This window comes from Dyadobacter crusticola DSM 16708 (assembly GCF_000701505.1).
Lineage (GTDB): Bacteria > Bacteroidota > Bacteroidia > Cytophagales > Spirosomataceae > Dyadobacter > Dyadobacter crusticola.
The window spans coordinates 468,875-485,855 of record NZ_JNJB01000001.1 but is presented as its reverse complement, the minus strand read 5'-3'; the positions used below and the strand labels follow the sequence as shown (position 1 = coordinate 485,855).

Sequence of the window (16,981 nt, the reverse complement as noted above, 5' to 3'; positions counted from 1 at the left end):
TGTGCCCAAAAGCTCAGGCGGCTGATAGTCAAAGATAGCAAAGTTAAAAACACAAATGCCAGAAAGGAATGGTGCCTCTCTCGTGGGAGCGGAATTGCAGCCGGGTTATTTTTTCTTCAAAATGCCTGTTTTTACAAAACTCCAACCTGTTCCGATACCTGTCGCAATATCCTCGGAAACCTTCCAAACTAAAATCCCGCCTCCGAAAATGACAGTTACTATAACAGATCTCAACAGCACATCGACGATTACTGCATAGAGGTCTTTCTGATCGGCGGGGTGGGGGATGAAGTAAACTGCCAGGTAAGCCAGCGCAGCGAGTGTCGCCACCTTGATAGTGCCGGTTGTGAAAGGCTGAATGCCCATTTTGCGCTTGATAAAAAAGAGCTTTACAAAGTTGTATGTAATGGTAGAAAACAGAGCGGCGGCTGCGGCTCCGTTGTAGCCAAACATAGGTATAAGTATCTGATTACTGAAAAGCAGTAGAATCGTGAAGAAAAGCATGAACACGATATCGTACCTGTAAAACTTCGAATTGGTAAGTATCTCCGAGTTCAATCCTGTCGCCATATCCGCAATGCGCGATACGCCCACCATCAGTACCACCCATTTTCCCTGTGCATAAATGTCTGATTTGGGAATCAGTCCGAAGATAGAATCAATGTTGCACCAGATGCCCAGGAAAAGAAAGGTACCTATAATGAAGAGGTTGAGAGACGATTTCTTGTAGATACTGTCGATGTGCGCTATATCATTTTTGGCATAAGCTTCGGAGATAATAGGCGCACTGATCATCACGATACTGTTCCGCGGAATGGAGATCACAAGTGCAATGCGGGAAGCAATGTCGAATATGGCAGTGTTCCCGAGTCCGCCCTCGAATGCGGGCAAAAGGACCTTTTCGATATGCGGGAGTAATGCAGCGCTGGCTCCTCCAAGTAGTACCCACAGTCCGTAACGGTACATTTCGCGGAATGCAGGATGTTTGATAAACCCGAAATCCAATGAAGTGTAGAGCCGGTTTTGGAAATACAGGTAGATCAGCATCGCCGTAATCGCAAGTGCATAGCTCAGGACAGTGAGCCACACCATTGTATCAAAAGTGATGATTTTGAAACCAAACAAAATGACCAGCAAGCTATTCGCCAGCCTGAGCCCCACTTCGCGAATAAGGGAAGGAACTGCAATGCGCAGGTTAATACGTGAATAGGATTCCAGCGCCAGTAAATAAACCATCCCGACCGTTAGGGGAATGAAAACGTAATAGTACTTAACCAGCAGAGGAGAATGGTCAAGGTAAAACTTTAAATAGAGTGGTTTGAAGAGCAAATAGAGCGAAACGAATGCTGCCAGACCCACCAGCGGGGTTACAATAATGAATGTAAAAAGCTGGCGCCTGGCTACTTCATCCTGAAACCGGCTGTGAAAACGCACTGCCACTGAGGGCACACCCAGCAGCGCAAAAGACATATAAATCACCGGGAAAGTGAGCAGGGTAGAGGCATATAAGCCAAGCTGTTCCTGCGTCATAAACTGGTTGTAGAGGATCAGTATGTTGAAAGTCCCTATGATTACTCCGACATAAGAAACAATAGAACTTTTAAATCCCTGACGAACAATAATCCCCATTTGAATGAACTTGATTGGCAGGACGAAATAAGATAAAATGCAGCAGATAGCCTATGAAAATACTGATTGTCGCAGGTGCGCGGCCTAATTTCGTCAAAATAGCGCCTCTGTACCGCGCTTTCAATGCGTGTCCTGAATTTGTAACACAACTGGTGCATACAGGCCAACATAGTGATTTTTCCATGTCAGGTATATTCTTTCAACAGCTTGGGTTGCCGAAACCGGATCATTTTCTCGGTGTAGGAGAAGGAACACAAACAGAACAGACGGCGAAAATCATGTTGGCGTTTGAGAAAATCGTGGAGAAACAGAAACCCAACCTGGTGGTTGTCGTAGGTGATGTAAATTCATCACTGGCCTGCGCGCTCGTTGCTGCTAAGTTGCATGTTCCGGTTGCTCACGTGGAAGCAGGATTGCGATGTGGAAATCGTCAAATGCCCGAGGAAGTGAACCGAATGATAATCGACGCCATTTCAGAGGATCTTTTTGCGACGGAAACAACAGCTGTTGAGAACCTACGTAAAGAAAATATTCCATCAGCCCGCATTCATTTTACCGGAAATGTCATGATTGATTCGCTCGTGCATTCCATGCCTGAGATCGACCGGGTTAACCTGATCAAAATGCAGGGAATTAAGCAGCCGTACCTGCTGCTCACCATGCACCGGCCGCAAAATGTTGATACCAAGGCAGCTCTTGAAGAATTGCTTACATTGATAAAGGTTCTGGCAATCAAGTACCCGGTGATTTTTCCGGTACATCCAAGAACCTTTCACCATATCAACAAGTTTGGACTGATTTCTACATTCAATGAAATCGAAAACTGCAATTTGCTTCTTCCCGCAGGCTATTTTGAGTTCACAAACCTGATCAAGAATGCAAAGCTTGTAATTACAGATTCGGGTGGAGTCCAGGAAGAAACTACATTTTTGCGCATTCCCTGCTTTACACTTCGCAACGAAACCGAGCGGCCCATAACAATTCTGGAAGGAACAAACCACCTTGTCGCAGATTATACTGCAAAGAAAGTTGTAGCTATGATTGACAAAATCTTGTCGGAGCCGATCAAAGAGTTTAAAGATCCTTTCGGATGGGACGGGAAAGCTGCCGAACGCATTGCGGCAGTTTTAAGAGAAAAGTACATTAATTCGTAGGTTTGTGGCAAACAATGCCAAGCAAATCGATCGATGTTAAAACAAATAAAAAACAGTGCGTGGGGTTTTTTGAATAAAGTGGGTCTTGGCGGAGTTGTCCAGCTTCATCTGGACGGGGCTTTAAAGCAATACGGCTGGTTCAAAAGCTTCCATTCAAAACAGTCCGTGGACGCGAATGGTAATCCGCTTCCCTGGTACACTTATCCATTTATTCTTTTCCTTAAACCCCGGTTGAAGGCTGGATTTCGCGTTTTTGAATATGGATCGGGCAATTCAACAATCTGGTATGCGGGGCAGGTGAAGCACATTACCGCCGTGGAACATGAGAATGCATGGATTCGACAAATCGGACCTCGCCTTCCTGTCAACACAACCTTGCTGGAGAAAGCACTGGGCGAAGATTACATACAGGCGGTAAAAGCAACAGGTGAACTATACAACATCATTGTCGTCGATGGTAGGAACCGGGTTAAGTGTGCGATTTTTGCATCTGATTTTCTGAGGGCGGACGGAGTGATCATTCTGGATAACTCAGAAAGAGAATGGTATCAGCGGGCCAAAGACTATCTTGCACAAAAAGGATTTCGCCGGCTCGATTTCATTGGTATGACGCCCATTGTGGGCATTGAAACCTGTACGAGCGTGTTTTACCGTGACGGAAACTGTCTTGGTATCTAACTAAATTTCGCGACGATAGGTGATTTTCACACACTCCCTCGCGCCGAGATTCCGTTTGAACCGGCTTAATGATTCCTTATATCGACCAAAATGATCGAGCGACGTTCCTAAGTCGAGGATCTTGCAGTTTTCCTGCTGACAGAATTCGTATAGACTCTGCGTCAGAAGAACAATGGGGCTATACGCAGCGAATGCACTATCGTAGTCAGATAGGAAAACGTAGAGTATGTGCGGTGCTACGCGGACGGCGATAATGGTGGCGACGATTATATGCTTGTGAGCGGCTGTGAATGTCAGAAAGTGGTTTGGGAAACTCTGTATCAGTTTAAATAGAGCTTCCTTAGAGATTGGTAGCGGATATCCTTTCTGACAGCGGCATTTACTGATAAACGAATATATTTCCGAAAAACCGGCATTCCGGTCCAATGCGGCCTCGAAACCGGCATTTAAACTTTTTCGCAATCTTCTCGCTTCCGGTTTGCTGATTATATCCTTAAATTTCGTTTCAGTTACAAGAAGATATTGGTTAGTAAGGGTACGAACTGCACTGAAACCAGTATTTATATAATTCCAGTGTGTTTTGTCATGAATGCTGCCGTGATAGCACGAGGGTGGAGTTTTGATAACCAGGCTTTTACACGAACTTCGTGCAAGCCAGTCCGTAATTGAATGCAGCATAAAAATCAGTTCGCTGTTGGTACAGTTTTCCTGAAAAGCAACTCCTCCGAACGGGGCGTTCTGCAGTGAAACCCAACAGCCGGTGGCATCTACATTACAGTGAAATTCAGCTATAATCTGGTGAGAACAATTTCTAATTAGTAAGAAGGTCTGAACAGGATCCGGCGACAAGCGAAGATGCTGACTGTTAAAGAACAAAAAATCGGAAAGTGCGGCCTTGTGACTGGAAAGGGGATATTCGTCAAACACCATCATAGTTATTCGACTATTGCCACAAGAAAATATGGATGCCTTTTGTAAATCCTGAATCAGCAAGTGTGTGTAATCGTTATTTGGAAATATTGGTATACTAATTTGATATTTTTTATGTTTAATACAATGCAGATTACTATTTTTGTTAATTATTCAAACAGTCCGGTTCGAGTGTACGGTAATTGCATAGGTTGGTAATCAGGTCTTTGAATTCACTTGTTAAGTGTACAACAGCGACGCTTAGCTTTAATTTAATCAGATTTCATACATATAATTGGCCCGAGCCTATCCATGAAACACATACTTATCGCCGAAGACCATGCAGTAGTGAGAATCGGTACGAAGCACCTCCTCAAATCATTGATTCCGGATTCTACGATTTCGGATGTTGACGATTTTGACAAGATACTTCAGGAAATTGAAGTAAAAGCATACGATCTTCTCATCCTGGATATCAATATCCCAGGTGGAAATACAACTAAAATGGTCGAAACCATTCGTCAGAAATCTCCCGGAACGAGGATACTGATGTTTTCCAGCTATGACGAACAGCTGTACGGATTAATGTACCTTCAAGCAGGTGCAGACGGTTATCTGTCGAAAGATGCGCCGGAAGAGGAGTTTAAAACAGCTGTAATGAGCGTTTTGAACAACAAAAAATACATGAGCGAGGATATGCAGCAGATGAATATCAACCGCCTCATCAACCCCAAAGAGTATCTTCCAGACCCGGTCGTAAGTTTGTCACCTCGTGAAACCGACGTGATGAACCTTTTGAAGGAAGGTTTAGGTACAGCCAAAATTGCTGAAAAGCTTAACCTTCAACTTTCAACCGTAAGTACTTATAAAGCACGGATTTTTGAAAAGCTCGGTGTGAAGAACATCGTTGAGCTGATCACGAAAATCAAGTAAGAGTTCAAAAGATTAATGCTGCTCCTGGATCTGATTCAGGAGCTTTTTTATTTATGTGCGATATTGCAGCTGCAATAAATGATGAATATGCGAAAGCTGGAAGTTGAGGAGATGAACCGCCTGACCGTGGAAGAATTCCGGGAAGCGGAGAAGTTTCCATTTGTAATTATCCTTGACAATATCAGGAGTTTAAATAATGTAGGTTCATTTTTCAGGACTGCGGATGCATTCCGCGCCGAAAAGATATTTCTGTGCGGCTACACCCAGGAGCCGCCGCACCGCGAAATTACCAGAAGTGCACTCGGTGCCGAGCTTTCAGTTGAATGGGAAAAAAGCACCAGCGCAGTTGATACTGTGAAGCAGCTGAAAGAGCGTGGATACCAGATCTGGTGTGCTGAGCAGGCAGAAGGCAGTACATATCTTCAAAATTTTGAGCCCGTAAGCGGAAAGCCCTGTGCATTTGTGTTTGGCAATGAAGTGGAAGGTGTAAACCAGGAGGTAATTGCAGAAAGTGACGGCTGTATTGAAATCCCGCAGTTTGGCACGAAACACTCTTTCAATGTATCTGTATCAGCCGGGATTGTAATCTGGGAATTCGTGAGAAAAAATTTAACATAAATATAACACGAAATATTTGGCCATTCTCGCCGAATAAATGCTAATTGCAGGTTCAGCATTGGTCTTTGTCTACATAGAAAATCAGATTATGAAATCGGCTACAAAAAAGTTGTCCACGGAACTTGCGGAAACGCTTACAGGTAAAATCGAAGCAGTTTCGGCAGGATCTAAAAAAATAAAAAAATCCATTGAAAAAGCAGCCGCTAAACTAGCGAAGAAGGTTGCAAAATTTGAAAAGGAAACTCAGAAGAAAAAGGCAAAAGAGGCAAAGAACGCGGAGAAGAAAGTAAAGCAGAAAACGGGTAAGAAGGAAAGCAAAAAGGGCAAAACAGAAAAAATTGCAGCACTCGTTGCAGCAGCTTCTTCAAAAGCGCCGGTTGCTGCACCTGTGAAAGCAGTTAAGCCAGTTGCAACCAAGCCGGCAGCGGCGAAGTCAACCAGAGCCACTGCTCAGAAGCCAGCCTTAGCCCAGCCTGCACCGGTACAATCGGAAACCAGTCCAGCTGAACAAGTTTAGAAAATGTCAAAGAGAGCCGACGAAAGTCGGCTCTCTTTATTTAGTAAGCTGCATTTACAAACCCTATCGTAGCCAACATTCTGCCGGTTACGCCATTTTCGCTGCGGTACGAGAAGTAATCTTCATTATGTAAGACTGTCGAGTACGGCGAGATTTCAATTTTTTCAGCAGTTAAGCCTGCTTCTACGAGTTGCTCCTGATTTGTTTTTTTGAGATCAACAAAAAACTTCCCTTTCTCTTCATCCCACCTTTTGCAGGTATCGCCGAAATGCTGTGCCACATCTTCGCCGACTTCGAATGAACATTCGTCTACGCAGGTACCAATGTAAGCCAGGCAATTTTCAGGTTTGGTTCCGAACAATTCCTGCATTTTCAAGACTGTTTTAGCAACAATTCTTCCCGCAGTACCCCGCCAGCCAGCGTGAATTGCCGCAGCTGCATTGGCTTCCGGATCGAGTATCAGAATCGGCGTACAATCAGCTACCGTTACCGCGAGCTGGATCCCTTTTTGATTCGTGATCAATGCATCATAACCTTCGAATCTGCCGGGTTCTGTCACATTTAGTATCTCTGTCCCATGTACCTGGTGCGATTTGGCGACGGTAGCAAATGGAACATGCAATGCTCCGAAAAAGAGGCGGTTGTTTTCAAGTACATTTTCGTAAGTATCCTGCGTTCCGCCCAGATTGAGTGACTGGAATGGAGCGGGGCTGATACCTCCGTGCCTGGTGCTTTCGGCTGCTACCACATTTGCGAGCTTGCCGAAAATAGCAGGCGCGCGGAATGAAGGTTTGGTTTCAGAATGGATGGGATCAATCATACTGGTTTGTGTTTGTTCAAAAATAGCGTATTAGAGTAAGCCGGAATTACTGATATGAATTTATTTTAGCTATTAAAGGTTGCTTGAAAAGCCGCTTGGACCTGAGTATGTCGCGCTGCCACAAAATCAGCAGGTTCGGCGATTGAAAAATAAATGCGCTAAATTTGCCCCGGTGAATGCCCAAAAAAGATGATGAAGTGATTATGATAAAAGTGAGCGTCTGCGTAGTTACCTATAACCACGAGAAGTTTGTAGCCCAAATGCTGGATTCCATTCTGAGCCAGCAAACTACATTTCCCTTCGAAATTGTGGTCGGCGATGATGCCTCGAAGGATAACACGGCGGCTATTTTGAAGGAGTACCAACAACGTTACCCCGATAAGATCAGGCTGTTGCTGCACCCCAAAAACATGGGTCTCAATGGTAAATTTAATGCATTGTCCACATTCGCCGCTGCAAAAGGTGAGTACATCGCTCAGTTTGACGGGGACGATTACCTGATCTCGCCGCACAAGCTGCAAAAGCAGGTGGAAATGCTCGATGCAAATCCGCATTATTCCGCTTGTTACCACAATGCACGGGTTATTTTCGACGACAATGCTGCGCCGCCTTACCTGGTGAATACGCTCAAAAAGCCCGAAATAACGGTGGATGATCTGATCGGGGAGGATGAGCTTTGTTTTATTGCGACTTCCAGCCTGATGTTCAGAAGAGAGGATTTTGCCAAACATCCTGATCCGGAATGGACGAACTTGTCAACGAGCGGGGATATTCCACGTAATATCATGTTCGCAACGCGCGGCCCGATCGGGTATATAGATGAAGTAATGTCGGTTTACAGAAAAAACAGGGGAGGAGCCAGCTTTGCTGACAACCATTACAGCGCTGATTTCCTTTTCAACCGCATTCAACTGTACGAGAATATCAACAAGGAGCTGAATTATAAGTACGACGACCGCATTAAGAAAAACCTGAGCGTATATTACTACAAGCTGCTGTTTTCAAAAGAGTACGGCAATACTTACTGGCCGCGGTTGAAATATGCGCTGAAATATCTATCCCTGGCAGAACCGGCCCCTGAGAAGAAAAAAGAGGTAATACGCGATTTCGTCATACCGGGATTTGCATTGAAAGTTTACAGTTTTATAGCGCTCAGCCTCTATAATCTCAAAAGCAAAGCAAAGGCTTGATAAACAATAAAGGGTCGGCATGCCGACCCTTTTCTTTTTAGAATAACATCTCCTGCGGCGGAGTTGCACCTTTCATACGAATGTAAGGCGTGGTTTGTCCGCGATGGTGAGTTTGGTGTTCAAATGCTTTCTCGAAAGCTTCTCCCATTGTAATATCCCTTCCGAAAACTTTTATGCTTTTGTTCAAGTCTGCTTCGCTTACACCTTGCAGCGAAGTAATCACAAAATCATAGCTCGCCAGGACAGCTTTGGTAACAGCTGCTTTGGATTGATCGGCCATTTTCTCTGCGGATCCTTCAAGTGGTCCTTTTTTACCTGTTGCTGCTGCAACGAATGCGATATTCGCATCAGCCAGGTGGTCCATTTGTGCAGCGAAAGAGCGGATTTCCGGAGTTGGTTTAAATGCATACCCGTCTTCCGGCATCGCATCCAGATACGCTTTCGTGTAGGCTTTGGCTCTTTCCCAATCCTTCACTTGCTTCGTGATCGCAGATTGCGCGAATGCTGATCCGGTGGCCAGCAGCATTAAACAAATGATAGTAATTTTTTTCATTCGACTTTGTTTTAATGGTTAAAAAAACACCGAAAGGTAGCTTTAAGCGTCACGATTGTCAACAGGAGCCTGCACTAATTAACATTCGGCAAAATATCAGGGAATCCCGGTACTATCTTTCGGAGCAACTTCGGTGATTAATCATTTTATTGCGACTGGAAGGCTCTTACCTGCCGGAACGAATTTTTGAGATACTGTGATTTGCCAACTGTATTGACAGACTATGCCTGAAACTCCCCAAGAGCGTGCACAAAAATACCTGGATCTTGGCCACAGCGAGGTCGAAAACCACGCGAAGGTCCAGCTTGAACTTTATGAAAAGCGGGTCAAAGACACAGCCTCGGTCACCAATGTGATCTCGGAGTTTTTCAAAACAAACCTGATCGATTTTGCATGGCATTACTTTAAAAGCAGGTTTGGTCCCCGGCACCCATACCAGGCGTACCCAAAGAATGGCGATACCGGCGTCTATCCTTTACAATCATCAATTCCCTCGCGAGACGAAATCAGTGTCGCATTGCTGTCTGATTGGGCCAGCGATACGGCTGAGTCCGACAAAGTAGCTAACCTGGTTGCCCGTTACGCGCCCGATTACACCATACACATGGGCGATATCTATTTTGTTGGTACGCCCAAGGAGATTGAAGAAAACTTCACAGCGCCGCATGCTTCCTGGTACTACGGGGCCTCCGGGAGCCTTGCATTGTCGGGAAATCACGAGATGTACTCCAATGGAAACGCCTATTTTCAGCATTTACTGCCAGCTATGTATGCCATGGAAGGAGAGGTGAGGAAAACACAGCAGGCGGGCTTCTTCTGTCTTGAAAATGCGCATTGGCGAATCATCGGTATTGATACCGGCTATACTTCTGTTGGTCGACCGCTGCTGGAAATCATCTCCCCACCCGACTGCCACTTGCGAAAAGAGCAGCTTGAATGGCTGCGCGACGTGGTGAAATTAGGAGATGTAAATGACAAGCGCGGATTGGTTTTTCTTAGCCACCACCCATACATATCCGCATTCCGCGAAGAATATGCAAAGCCTGGTGAGCAAATCCGGGAGTTGCTCGGTGAAGCTGAAAGGCAGGTTATCTGGCTGTGGGGACACGATCACAGGTTGGTTATTTATGAAAAAGTGAAAAACGGTAACGGACCCGTGGCTTACGGCCGGTGCATTGGGCACGGTGGCTTGCCGGTGGAGATCAAAATGCCTGATGCAAAGGATATCGGCAAGATCAGCCAGTATGATCGTCGCGTAAGAACGGTGATCAAAAGGCATTCACTCGGCTACAATGGGTTTGCAAGAATGCAGCTGAAAGGCGAAAACCTTAAGATAGAATACCGCGACCTGGAAGATACCTGCGTGTATGAAGAATCCTGGACGGTGGATAAAGAGAATGGCCAGCTCTCGTGGGAAGTTGTTCAAGCACTTCCGGAGCTGGCCATTCGGTAATGTAATGTTTATCAGCGGGCTGAATGTCAGTGGTGCCCGGCGTCGTGGCTGTTGTCACGGTAGAATGCGGCAAAAGTGACCACAAGCCCGATTGTTCCGAGAATGAAGACGAACAAATCTGCAAATACTGCGAGTATAACAAACAGGATTATGAATGCAGCAACATATGTAAAGCTGGATAATCCGGTGGTTTCGGTATGTGGTGTTTCAGACATTTTATTAAGCTATTATTGAGATCGTTTCCTTCGCGAAAATAATAATTACTGCCCAAGTTTCTGGTTTTTGGGACTGTTTTTTTTGATAACAGATGTTATTCCATAGTTTTGTTTGAATAAAATTTGCGGCTAATCCAATTCAAAAACTGATCCTGCTGCTGCTAAAATGACGTGCAATGCCCTACATGATCGGTTGTGATATCGGCACAACAAACGCCAAATCCGTTGCTTTTGATTCAGTTTCCGGTAATATCCTGGCTATTCATAGTGAAGGATATGAAATGAACCATCCAAAGCCGGATTGGAGCGAGGAAGATCCTGAGGAGATTTTTCAGGCTGTTTGTAATACATTGAAAAAAGTCACCGAAGAAGTCGGCACAAGTAACGAGCTTCTGGGTATCAGTTTCAGTGCCGCAATGCACGGTGTGCTGGCACTGGATGCAAATGGAAAACACCTTACTGCCCTGATTATCTGGGCCGATAACCGCAGCTCCGACATTGCCGTCAAATTGCGGGCTTCACAGATCGGAAAGAAGATTTACAACAACAACGGTACTCCCATTCACGCCATGGCGCCCGTATGCAAGCTGTTGTGGTTCAAGAAGAACGAGCCGGAAATATACAGGAAAGCGAAACGGTTTGTTAGCATCAAAGAATACGTCATTTACCGGCTAACCGGACAGTTTCTGATCGATTATTCCATAGCTTCGGCGACAGGGATGTTCAATATCCGCGAATTACAATGGGACCCTTATACCTTAAAAAAACTGGGACTGAAAACGGAAAAGCTCTCAAAAGCAGTCTCGCCTTATCATATCGAAGCAATTTCCGGTGAAAATCCTGCGGCATTGCCGGCAGGTACCAGGCTGATCATGGGCGCCAGCGATGGTTGTCTGGCAAACCTCGGTAGCGGGGCAATCAGTCCGGGCTCAATGGCGGTTACAATCGGTACGAGTGCAGCAGTCCGGATTTGCTCTGATAAGCCATATTCCGATCCGTTAATGCAGACTTTCTGCTATTTGCTCGACGAGAAAACCTACATCGTCGGCGGGCCTTCCAACAACGGCGCGGTTATTTTTGAGTGGCTCGTTAATACGTTTTTTACAAATGAAGAGTTCGACGTCGTCATCCAAGAAGCTTCCGAAGTTGCACCCGGGTCAGACGGACTGCTTTTCTATCCTTATTTGCTGGGAGAGCGTGCGCCGCTGTGGAGCTCTACGGTGCGAGGCGGATTTTTAGGGCTGGATATTTCACATACACGTGCGCATTTCGCCCGGGCCGTCATGGAAGGAATCATGCTCAATTTATTTGGGATCGCCAAAATCCTGCCCGATATGCAAACCATCCAGACGATTTATGCCAATGGCGGCTTCGCCAGGAGTTCTGTTTGGGTGCAGATGCTTTCTGATGTTTTTGGTATCAAAGTAAAGTTGAATGAGACCGTCGAAACCGGCGCAGTAGGCGCGGCGATGATCGGTTTGAAAGCGCTGGGCGTTTATAAGCACTTTTCAGAAATGCAGTCTTTCACAACAGTAGGGCAGGAGTTTGATCCAGGAGAAACGGCACACGATGTTTATGAAGATCTGAATAAGAAATTCAATAAAGGCGCACACGTTATGTTATCGCACGCGGTATAAACGGGTAGCTATAATTGCAGGTCCTTTTTTCTTGTAAATACCTGCTAATCATTGACTTCCGGGAGATTGTGTGAAGACCTGTAATGCATCATTCTGGCGAGAGCGAGTGATGCAACGCCGGTAACGAGCCAGAAAAGGTCTGTATAGGCTACGTACAGGTTACCCTCACCCAGCATTTTCCAAAACCAATCGCCGGTTGTAAAGCCATTTACAATCGGGACTAACATTGACGCTACGCCCCCCACAAGTAAATTAAACCAGGTAAGCCGCGCTTCGGATTTGAAAAGCAAACTACCGGCAGCTAGTACCAGCCAGGAAACAAAAAACACGGTATTGACTACGAAAACGTGATTCTTCAATGCAGGTAGCAATAATTCACTGCTGAACAGGATTGCGATTGCCGGGAAAAGCGAAAAGCAAATGGCGAGGTAAATCATGGTAACCCGGTGATGAAAACGCTTTTGCACGTCGGTATAATTATTCTTATTGCGCGCCTCCTTCCAAAGCAATATGCCACTGATGATCACAAAACAGGTGAAAAGTGCGAGGAGAAAGTAGATGCTTTTCAGTAAGAATCCACCGAACGTAGCGAAATGCAGCTTACCAATGCCAAACAGTACAGATTGTGTATAGTTTTTCTTTCCAGGTAAAAGATCAAGTTCTGTTTTGCCTGTTTTCAACCGCACCGAAATGTAACCGTCGCTTGTGAACGACCGGTCGTTGGACATAGATAAGGTAAGCAGCGCATCTTCTCTGTCGTAGTTTTTCAGCTGTAAAAATTTGAAATGCAGGTCGGGATGCTGTTGCCGGATATCTTCCAGAATAGCCGAAATTCCTGGTGTGAATGTCCGGGCAGGTGCATTGTCGTTGATTGCAATACCTTCGCTCGGCCTGATCATTTCGAAAACTTTCTTTTGATCTCCGCCGTAAAACACCATCACTACGGGGAGTAAAATCAGTATCGAGAGAATGTAAAATGCGCCTGTGACTGCGTACATCAGCTGAAAGGGGAGTCCGATCATTCCGAACACAGTATGTGCATTGGTCCAGACCTGTTTCCAGGTCCCTTTAACCGAAAACCCGTAAAATTTTGAGAAGATATTCCGCCAGTGAACCAGTACCCCGGTGACAGTTGCAAAAAGAAAAAACAGCGCTACAAAGCCTGAAATATACCGCCCAATGTAAAATGGGACCTGATCAAAGAAGTGCAGCCGATAGAGCGTTTCGCCGATTGTTGATGTCCCTTCCTCGCTGAATGTTTTTTTTTGAGGTGAGTAGGAGATGTTGTAGTGTTCTTCCGGTCTACCTTTTGATACAGTCAAATGGCCGTAAATCATCATATGCGGCTCTCTTTCTGACGGGATTCGTAAGATAATGTCTTCTGTGAGATCAAATCGGGGCTTTGCTTTCTTTAAGTTTGAAAGCACCTGATTGTAGTCGATTTTTTCAGTCAGTTTCTGCCGGCTTACCGGATTTTCCCATTGGTAAAATTCACTTTTAAAAATGGTGAATGCGCCCGCAAAGAAAATGACGTACAAGCCAAAGCTCAGCACAATGCCCGACACGGTGTGCGTGTGGAAAAATATGTTGTACAGCCGGTTAGAAAGACCTTGAAGCTTCATAACTATCGGAGAAAATAGGTGAATGCAGATAAGGCAGAAATAGCAAGCAGGTAATATCCCCACACTTTCAAGCCGCTTTTCGCTGCAAAAGCCAGTATCATAAATGCGACCCAGAGGATAAACAGGGAAAAAGTTGCTGTCATCATTACTTCTGATTTGAATGGAAGCAATGCAGCAGCAAACAAATGGATTGCAAGTGACAGAAAGTAGCCGCCAAGTAGCCCGGCCGTGATTTTCAGCGTACGCTGTCCGCGTGTGCTCAGGTATTCTTTCTTAGCGGGCATAAGTGAAAATATTAGCGACCAACAGGATGTGGACAAGTACTGTTAATGCAATGAAATAACGTTTTCCCAAAACTGCAGTAAACGGGATCAATGTAGCTGCAAGGGAGCATGCAGCTACGGCCAGCAACAGGCCGGTAGCCCATTCCTCATTGTAGACAAAAAGGGCTGTTCCGATTAAAAGGAGCAAGCTGCCCACGAGTTTTGCAAAACCCGCCGGAAGTTTGATCAGGTATTCGGGGCAGTATTTTGATTTGGAATAATACGAATAGACGCCCACCAGGATCAGGTAAAATGCAGCCATAACTGTTATGAAATCGAGTTTGGGAATCTTAACAGAACAGTTCAGGCTGTAAGGCCCGAACTGTCTTCGATTTTCGAATGCGCACTTAAAACTTGTAAGCAATGCTCAGACGGTAGTTTCTCGGTGGCTCAGCCTGCCAGTAGAATGCGGGCAGGTAGTCGTAATATCCGCCGGTGTACAGGTAAGTATCCAGTACATTGAACACATTCAACGTCAGGCGGATTTTGTCTTTTTCCCAAAACAATCCTCCGTCAAGCTTGAAGTAATCAGGTTGGTTCTGGCTGCGGTTGCTGTTACTCCAGTTAGAAGTTGCACGGTCGCCGAGGAAGGTTGCGCCGGCAGAGATACCCGCGCCTTTCAGTGCGCCATTCTGTACTTTGTAGCTCAGCCAGCCATTTACTGTATGCTTGGCATAACCGGGAATTATATCGCCAACTTTCGCGACAGTCACACCCTCAGTCACTTTTGTAACCTCGGAGTTGGTATAAGCATAGTTGGCAGTCAGGTTAAGTCCCGGCAGGATTGTTCCGCGGAGGTCAAATTCTATACCCTGCGCCCTTTTTTGTCCCAAAACAATACTGAAAGAAGAGTTCGGTCGCGAGGGGTCCCCAGTCAGCTCATTGTTTTTGATAATGCGGTAAAAAGCAATGGTAGTGTTCCAACGGCCTTCTGCCCAATCCTTTTTCACACCGAACTCCGTGTTGTTCCCGGTGATCGGCTTCACTGAGCTTCGATCCGCAATGCGGCCCGACTGTGGTAAGAACGCCTGATCGAACAAGGCGTACAATGAGGTATTCTTGGTAACTGACACGCTTAATCCAATGCGTGGCGTGAAGTGGCTTCCTTTCTGCTGCTCGCCGCCATATTGCGACTGGCTTACGTTGGTATACCTTCCGGCAAGGGTCAGACGGATTTTGTTGTCAATAAAGCCAAGTTCATCCTGTAAATAAACGCCGGTATATCTCTGATCGCTTATTCCGGCGCCAGCTGCTGCTCTTGCTTCCAGGTTAAGGGTGCGATCAAATACAGGGTAACCATTACTCGGTACGCCGTATACAGGGTTCTTAGGATCAAACGGGGTTTTCAGAGAATCCAGCAGGTGTGTTTGTGCGTAATCCGCGAAATAGTCTTTGGTACCTACATCAATTCCGCCCAGAATGCGGTGCACGATACCAGCTGTATTAATAGTCCCATTCACAAATACCTGTCCCAGTGTCATTTCACTTTTCGCGTCCCAAATCCCAACACCACGGATCATTTTGCCTAGGGAATCCACTTCGTTCGGCCACATGCTGCTGCCATTCATATTATAGTTGAGGTAGGCTACCTGGGCTGTCAGTTTCCATTTGTCAGTCAGATCGTGTTGCAGGTTTACGAAAATGCTCTGGTCTTTGATCTTAGTAGGAGAGAGGCCGGGAGGTACAGTAGTGAAATTGCGCGGCAGCGAAGCATATCCGTCTTTGGAAAATACATAAAATGATCCGACGTCTGACATTTTTGCATACTGCATGGTATACTCGGCAGTCAGCTTGGTTTTTTCGTCGATCTGGTAAGAAATCACTGGCGCTATGCTGTAACGGTTGTTGTATTCATTCGGGCGGAAAGAACCTTTATTTTGTCCGGCGATATTCAGGCGGTAAAGCAACTTCCCGTCCTTGCTCAGCTTTCCGTCAAGGTCTAATGTAGCGCGGTAAAGGTCAAAGCTGCCGATTGTAAAACTTGCTTCGCCTTTGGTCTCGCCCGTTGGTTTTTTGGTCACTACATTGTACAAGCCACTTGGGTCGCCATTTGCCAGCATAAAGCCTGCGGGGCCTTTTACGAACTCAATATGGTCAACAAAGCTCATATCTTCCGTCAGCGGGCCCCAGGAGGAGTTTACTACGTTGAAACCGTTGCGGAAAGCCTGGATCTGAGAGCCGCGCATGCTGATGTTGGCGTACATATCTCCCCAGTGTTCGAGGCGCGTGGCGCCGCTTACGTTGCGGACCAGTCCGTCGCTCATGCTGATAATCTGCTGATCTTCCAGCACTTTGGAGGTGACTACCTGAACGTTCTGCGGCGTTTCGAGAATAGGAGTGAGCAGTTTCAAACTTGGTGATAAATTGTCGTTTTTGTAGGTGTTACCTCCTTTGACAATTACTTCCTGCAACTCATTCGCATTCTCGGCCAATGTAAATGACACTTCTGTGGTTTCTCCGGCGACTACATCAATCGGTTTTTCCTGAGTGGCTGATCCTACGAAACTAATCAGCAGAATATGCGAGCCGGGTTTAACGCGCTCAATTGTGAATTTTCCTTGAGCATCAGAAACTGCCCCTCTTGAAGAACCCTTAATGCCGACCGAAACCGACTCGGCAGGCTGACCGTCTGAGCTCAGTATCTGCCCTGAGACTCTGCCATTTTGTGCAAATGCGACGGCCGTCGACAATAGGAATAAGATAAGAATGTATACCTTTTTCATCTAAGTG

The 16,981-nt window shown here is 45.9% G+C and carries 17 protein-coding genes; 8 read left to right on the top strand and 9 right to left on the bottom strand.

Annotation, left to right across the window (positions count from 1 at the left end):
- Nucleotides 1-105: 105 nt before the first annotated feature.
- Nucleotides 106-1,629: a lipopolysaccharide biosynthesis protein gene (locus tag Q369_RS0102145; RefSeq protein ID WP_031526063.1), complete on the bottom strand. Its 1,524-nt coding sequence runs from the start codon at nt 1,627-1,629 to the stop codon at nt 106-108.
- A gap of 53 nt (nt 1,630-1,682) precedes the next feature.
- On the opposite strand from Q369_RS0102145, the gene wecB reads away from it, so the two are divergent.
- On the top strand, nt 1,683-2,783 hold the full coding sequence (gene wecB, locus Q369_RS0102140) for a non-hydrolyzing UDP-N-acetylglucosamine 2-epimerase (RefSeq protein ID WP_031526061.1): 1,101 nt from the start codon (nt 1,683-1,685) through the stop codon (nt 2,781-2,783).
- 33 nt (nt 2,784-2,816) lie between these two features.
- Complete coding sequence (locus Q369_RS0102135; RefSeq protein WP_031526059.1) at nt 2,817-3,461, top strand: hypothetical protein; 645 nt, start codon at nt 2,817-2,819, stop codon at nt 3,459-3,461.
- Here the strand turns inward: Q369_RS0102135 and Q369_RS29235 are convergent, their stop codons facing one another.
- Nucleotides 3,462-3,923 carry a GNAT family N-acetyltransferase gene (locus Q369_RS29235; RefSeq protein WP_169739228.1) on the bottom strand — a complete coding sequence of 154 codons (462 nt, stop codon included), beginning with the start codon at nt 3,921-3,923 and terminating at the stop codon, nt 3,462-3,464. It abuts the gene before it with no gap.
- 759 nt (nt 3,924-4,682) lie between these two features.
- Here Q369_RS29235 and Q369_RS0102125 point away from each other — a divergent pair.
- The 3 genes from Q369_RS0102125 (at nt 4,683) to Q369_RS0102115 (ending at nt 6,438) form a co-directional block, all read left to right on the top strand.
- Nucleotides 4,683-5,303, top strand: coding sequence for a response regulator transcription factor (locus Q369_RS0102125; RefSeq protein WP_031526055.1), 621 nt, complete (start codon nt 4,683-4,685; stop codon nt 5,301-5,303).
- An 87-nt stretch (nt 5,304-5,390) separates the two neighbouring features.
- Nucleotides 5,391-5,921, top strand: coding sequence for an RNA methyltransferase (locus Q369_RS0102120; protein ID WP_031526053.1), 531 nt, complete (start codon nt 5,391-5,393; stop codon nt 5,919-5,921).
- An 88-nt stretch (nt 5,922-6,009) separates the two neighbouring features.
- On the top strand, nt 6,010-6,438 hold the full coding sequence (locus tag Q369_RS0102115; RefSeq protein ID WP_035332928.1) for a hypothetical protein: 429 nt from the start codon (nt 6,010-6,012) through the stop codon (nt 6,436-6,438).
- Between the two features lie 40 nt (nt 6,439-6,478).
- Here Q369_RS0102115 and pgeF read toward each other — a convergent pair whose 3' ends face one another.
- On the bottom strand, nt 6,479-7,258 hold the full coding sequence (gene pgeF, locus Q369_RS0102110; protein ID WP_031526049.1) for a peptidoglycan editing factor PgeF: 780 nt from the start codon (nt 7,256-7,258) through the stop codon (nt 6,479-6,481).
- A 176-nt stretch (nt 7,259-7,434) separates the two neighbouring features.
- Between pgeF and Q369_RS0102105 the strand changes: the two genes are divergently transcribed.
- Nucleotides 7,435-8,448: a glycosyltransferase family 2 protein gene (locus Q369_RS0102105; protein ID WP_229206712.1), complete on the top strand. Its 1,014-nt coding sequence runs from the start codon at nt 7,435-7,437 to the stop codon at nt 8,446-8,448.
- 37 nt (nt 8,449-8,485) lie between these two features.
- Here Q369_RS0102105 and Q369_RS0102100 read toward each other — a convergent pair whose 3' ends face one another.
- Nucleotides 8,486-9,001: a DinB family protein gene (locus Q369_RS0102100; protein WP_031526045.1), complete on the bottom strand. Its 516-nt coding sequence runs from the start codon at nt 8,999-9,001 to the stop codon at nt 8,486-8,488.
- A gap of 223 nt (nt 9,002-9,224) precedes the next feature.
- On the opposite strand from Q369_RS0102100, the gene Q369_RS0102095 reads away from it, so the two are divergent.
- Nucleotides 9,225-10,454, top strand: coding sequence for a metallophosphoesterase family protein (locus Q369_RS0102095; RefSeq protein WP_031526044.1), 1,230 nt, complete (start codon nt 9,225-9,227; stop codon nt 10,452-10,454).
- A 26-nt stretch (nt 10,455-10,480) separates the two neighbouring features.
- Here Q369_RS0102095 and Q369_RS0102090 read toward each other — a convergent pair whose 3' ends face one another.
- Complete coding sequence (locus Q369_RS0102090) at nt 10,481-10,669, bottom strand: hypothetical protein (protein WP_031526043.1); 189 nt, start codon at nt 10,667-10,669, stop codon at nt 10,481-10,483.
- Between the two features lie 176 nt (nt 10,670-10,845).
- On the opposite strand from Q369_RS0102090, the gene Q369_RS0102085 reads away from it, so the two are divergent.
- Nucleotides 10,846-12,306: a gluconokinase gene (locus Q369_RS0102085; protein WP_031526042.1), complete on the top strand. Its 1,461-nt coding sequence runs from the start codon at nt 10,846-10,848 to the stop codon at nt 12,304-12,306.
- Nucleotides 12,307-12,350: 44 nt separating this feature from the next.
- Here the strand turns inward: Q369_RS0102085 and Q369_RS0102080 are convergent, their stop codons facing one another.
- The 4 genes from Q369_RS0102080 to Q369_RS0102065 form a co-directional block, all read right to left on the bottom strand.
- Entirely contained in the window at nt 12,351-13,928 is a 1,578-nt protein-coding gene (locus Q369_RS0102080; protein WP_031526041.1) for a PepSY-associated TM helix domain-containing protein, read from the bottom strand.
- A 2-nt stretch (nt 13,929-13,930) separates the two neighbouring features.
- Nucleotides 13,931-14,212, bottom strand: coding sequence for a hypothetical protein (locus Q369_RS0102075; RefSeq protein ID WP_051663864.1), 282 nt, complete (start codon nt 14,210-14,212; stop codon nt 13,931-13,933).
- Nucleotides 14,202-14,513, bottom strand: coding sequence for a hypothetical protein (locus Q369_RS0102070; RefSeq protein WP_031526039.1), 312 nt, complete (start codon nt 14,511-14,513; stop codon nt 14,202-14,204). The genes Q369_RS0102075 and Q369_RS0102070 overlap by 11 nt, the downstream gene beginning before the upstream one ends.
- Nucleotides 14,514-14,598: 85 nt before the next feature.
- On the bottom strand, nt 14,599-16,974 hold the full coding sequence (locus Q369_RS0102065) for a TonB-dependent receptor (protein WP_031526037.1): 2,376 nt from the start codon (nt 16,972-16,974) through the stop codon (nt 14,599-14,601).
- Nucleotides 16,975-16,981 lie beyond the last annotated feature (7 nt).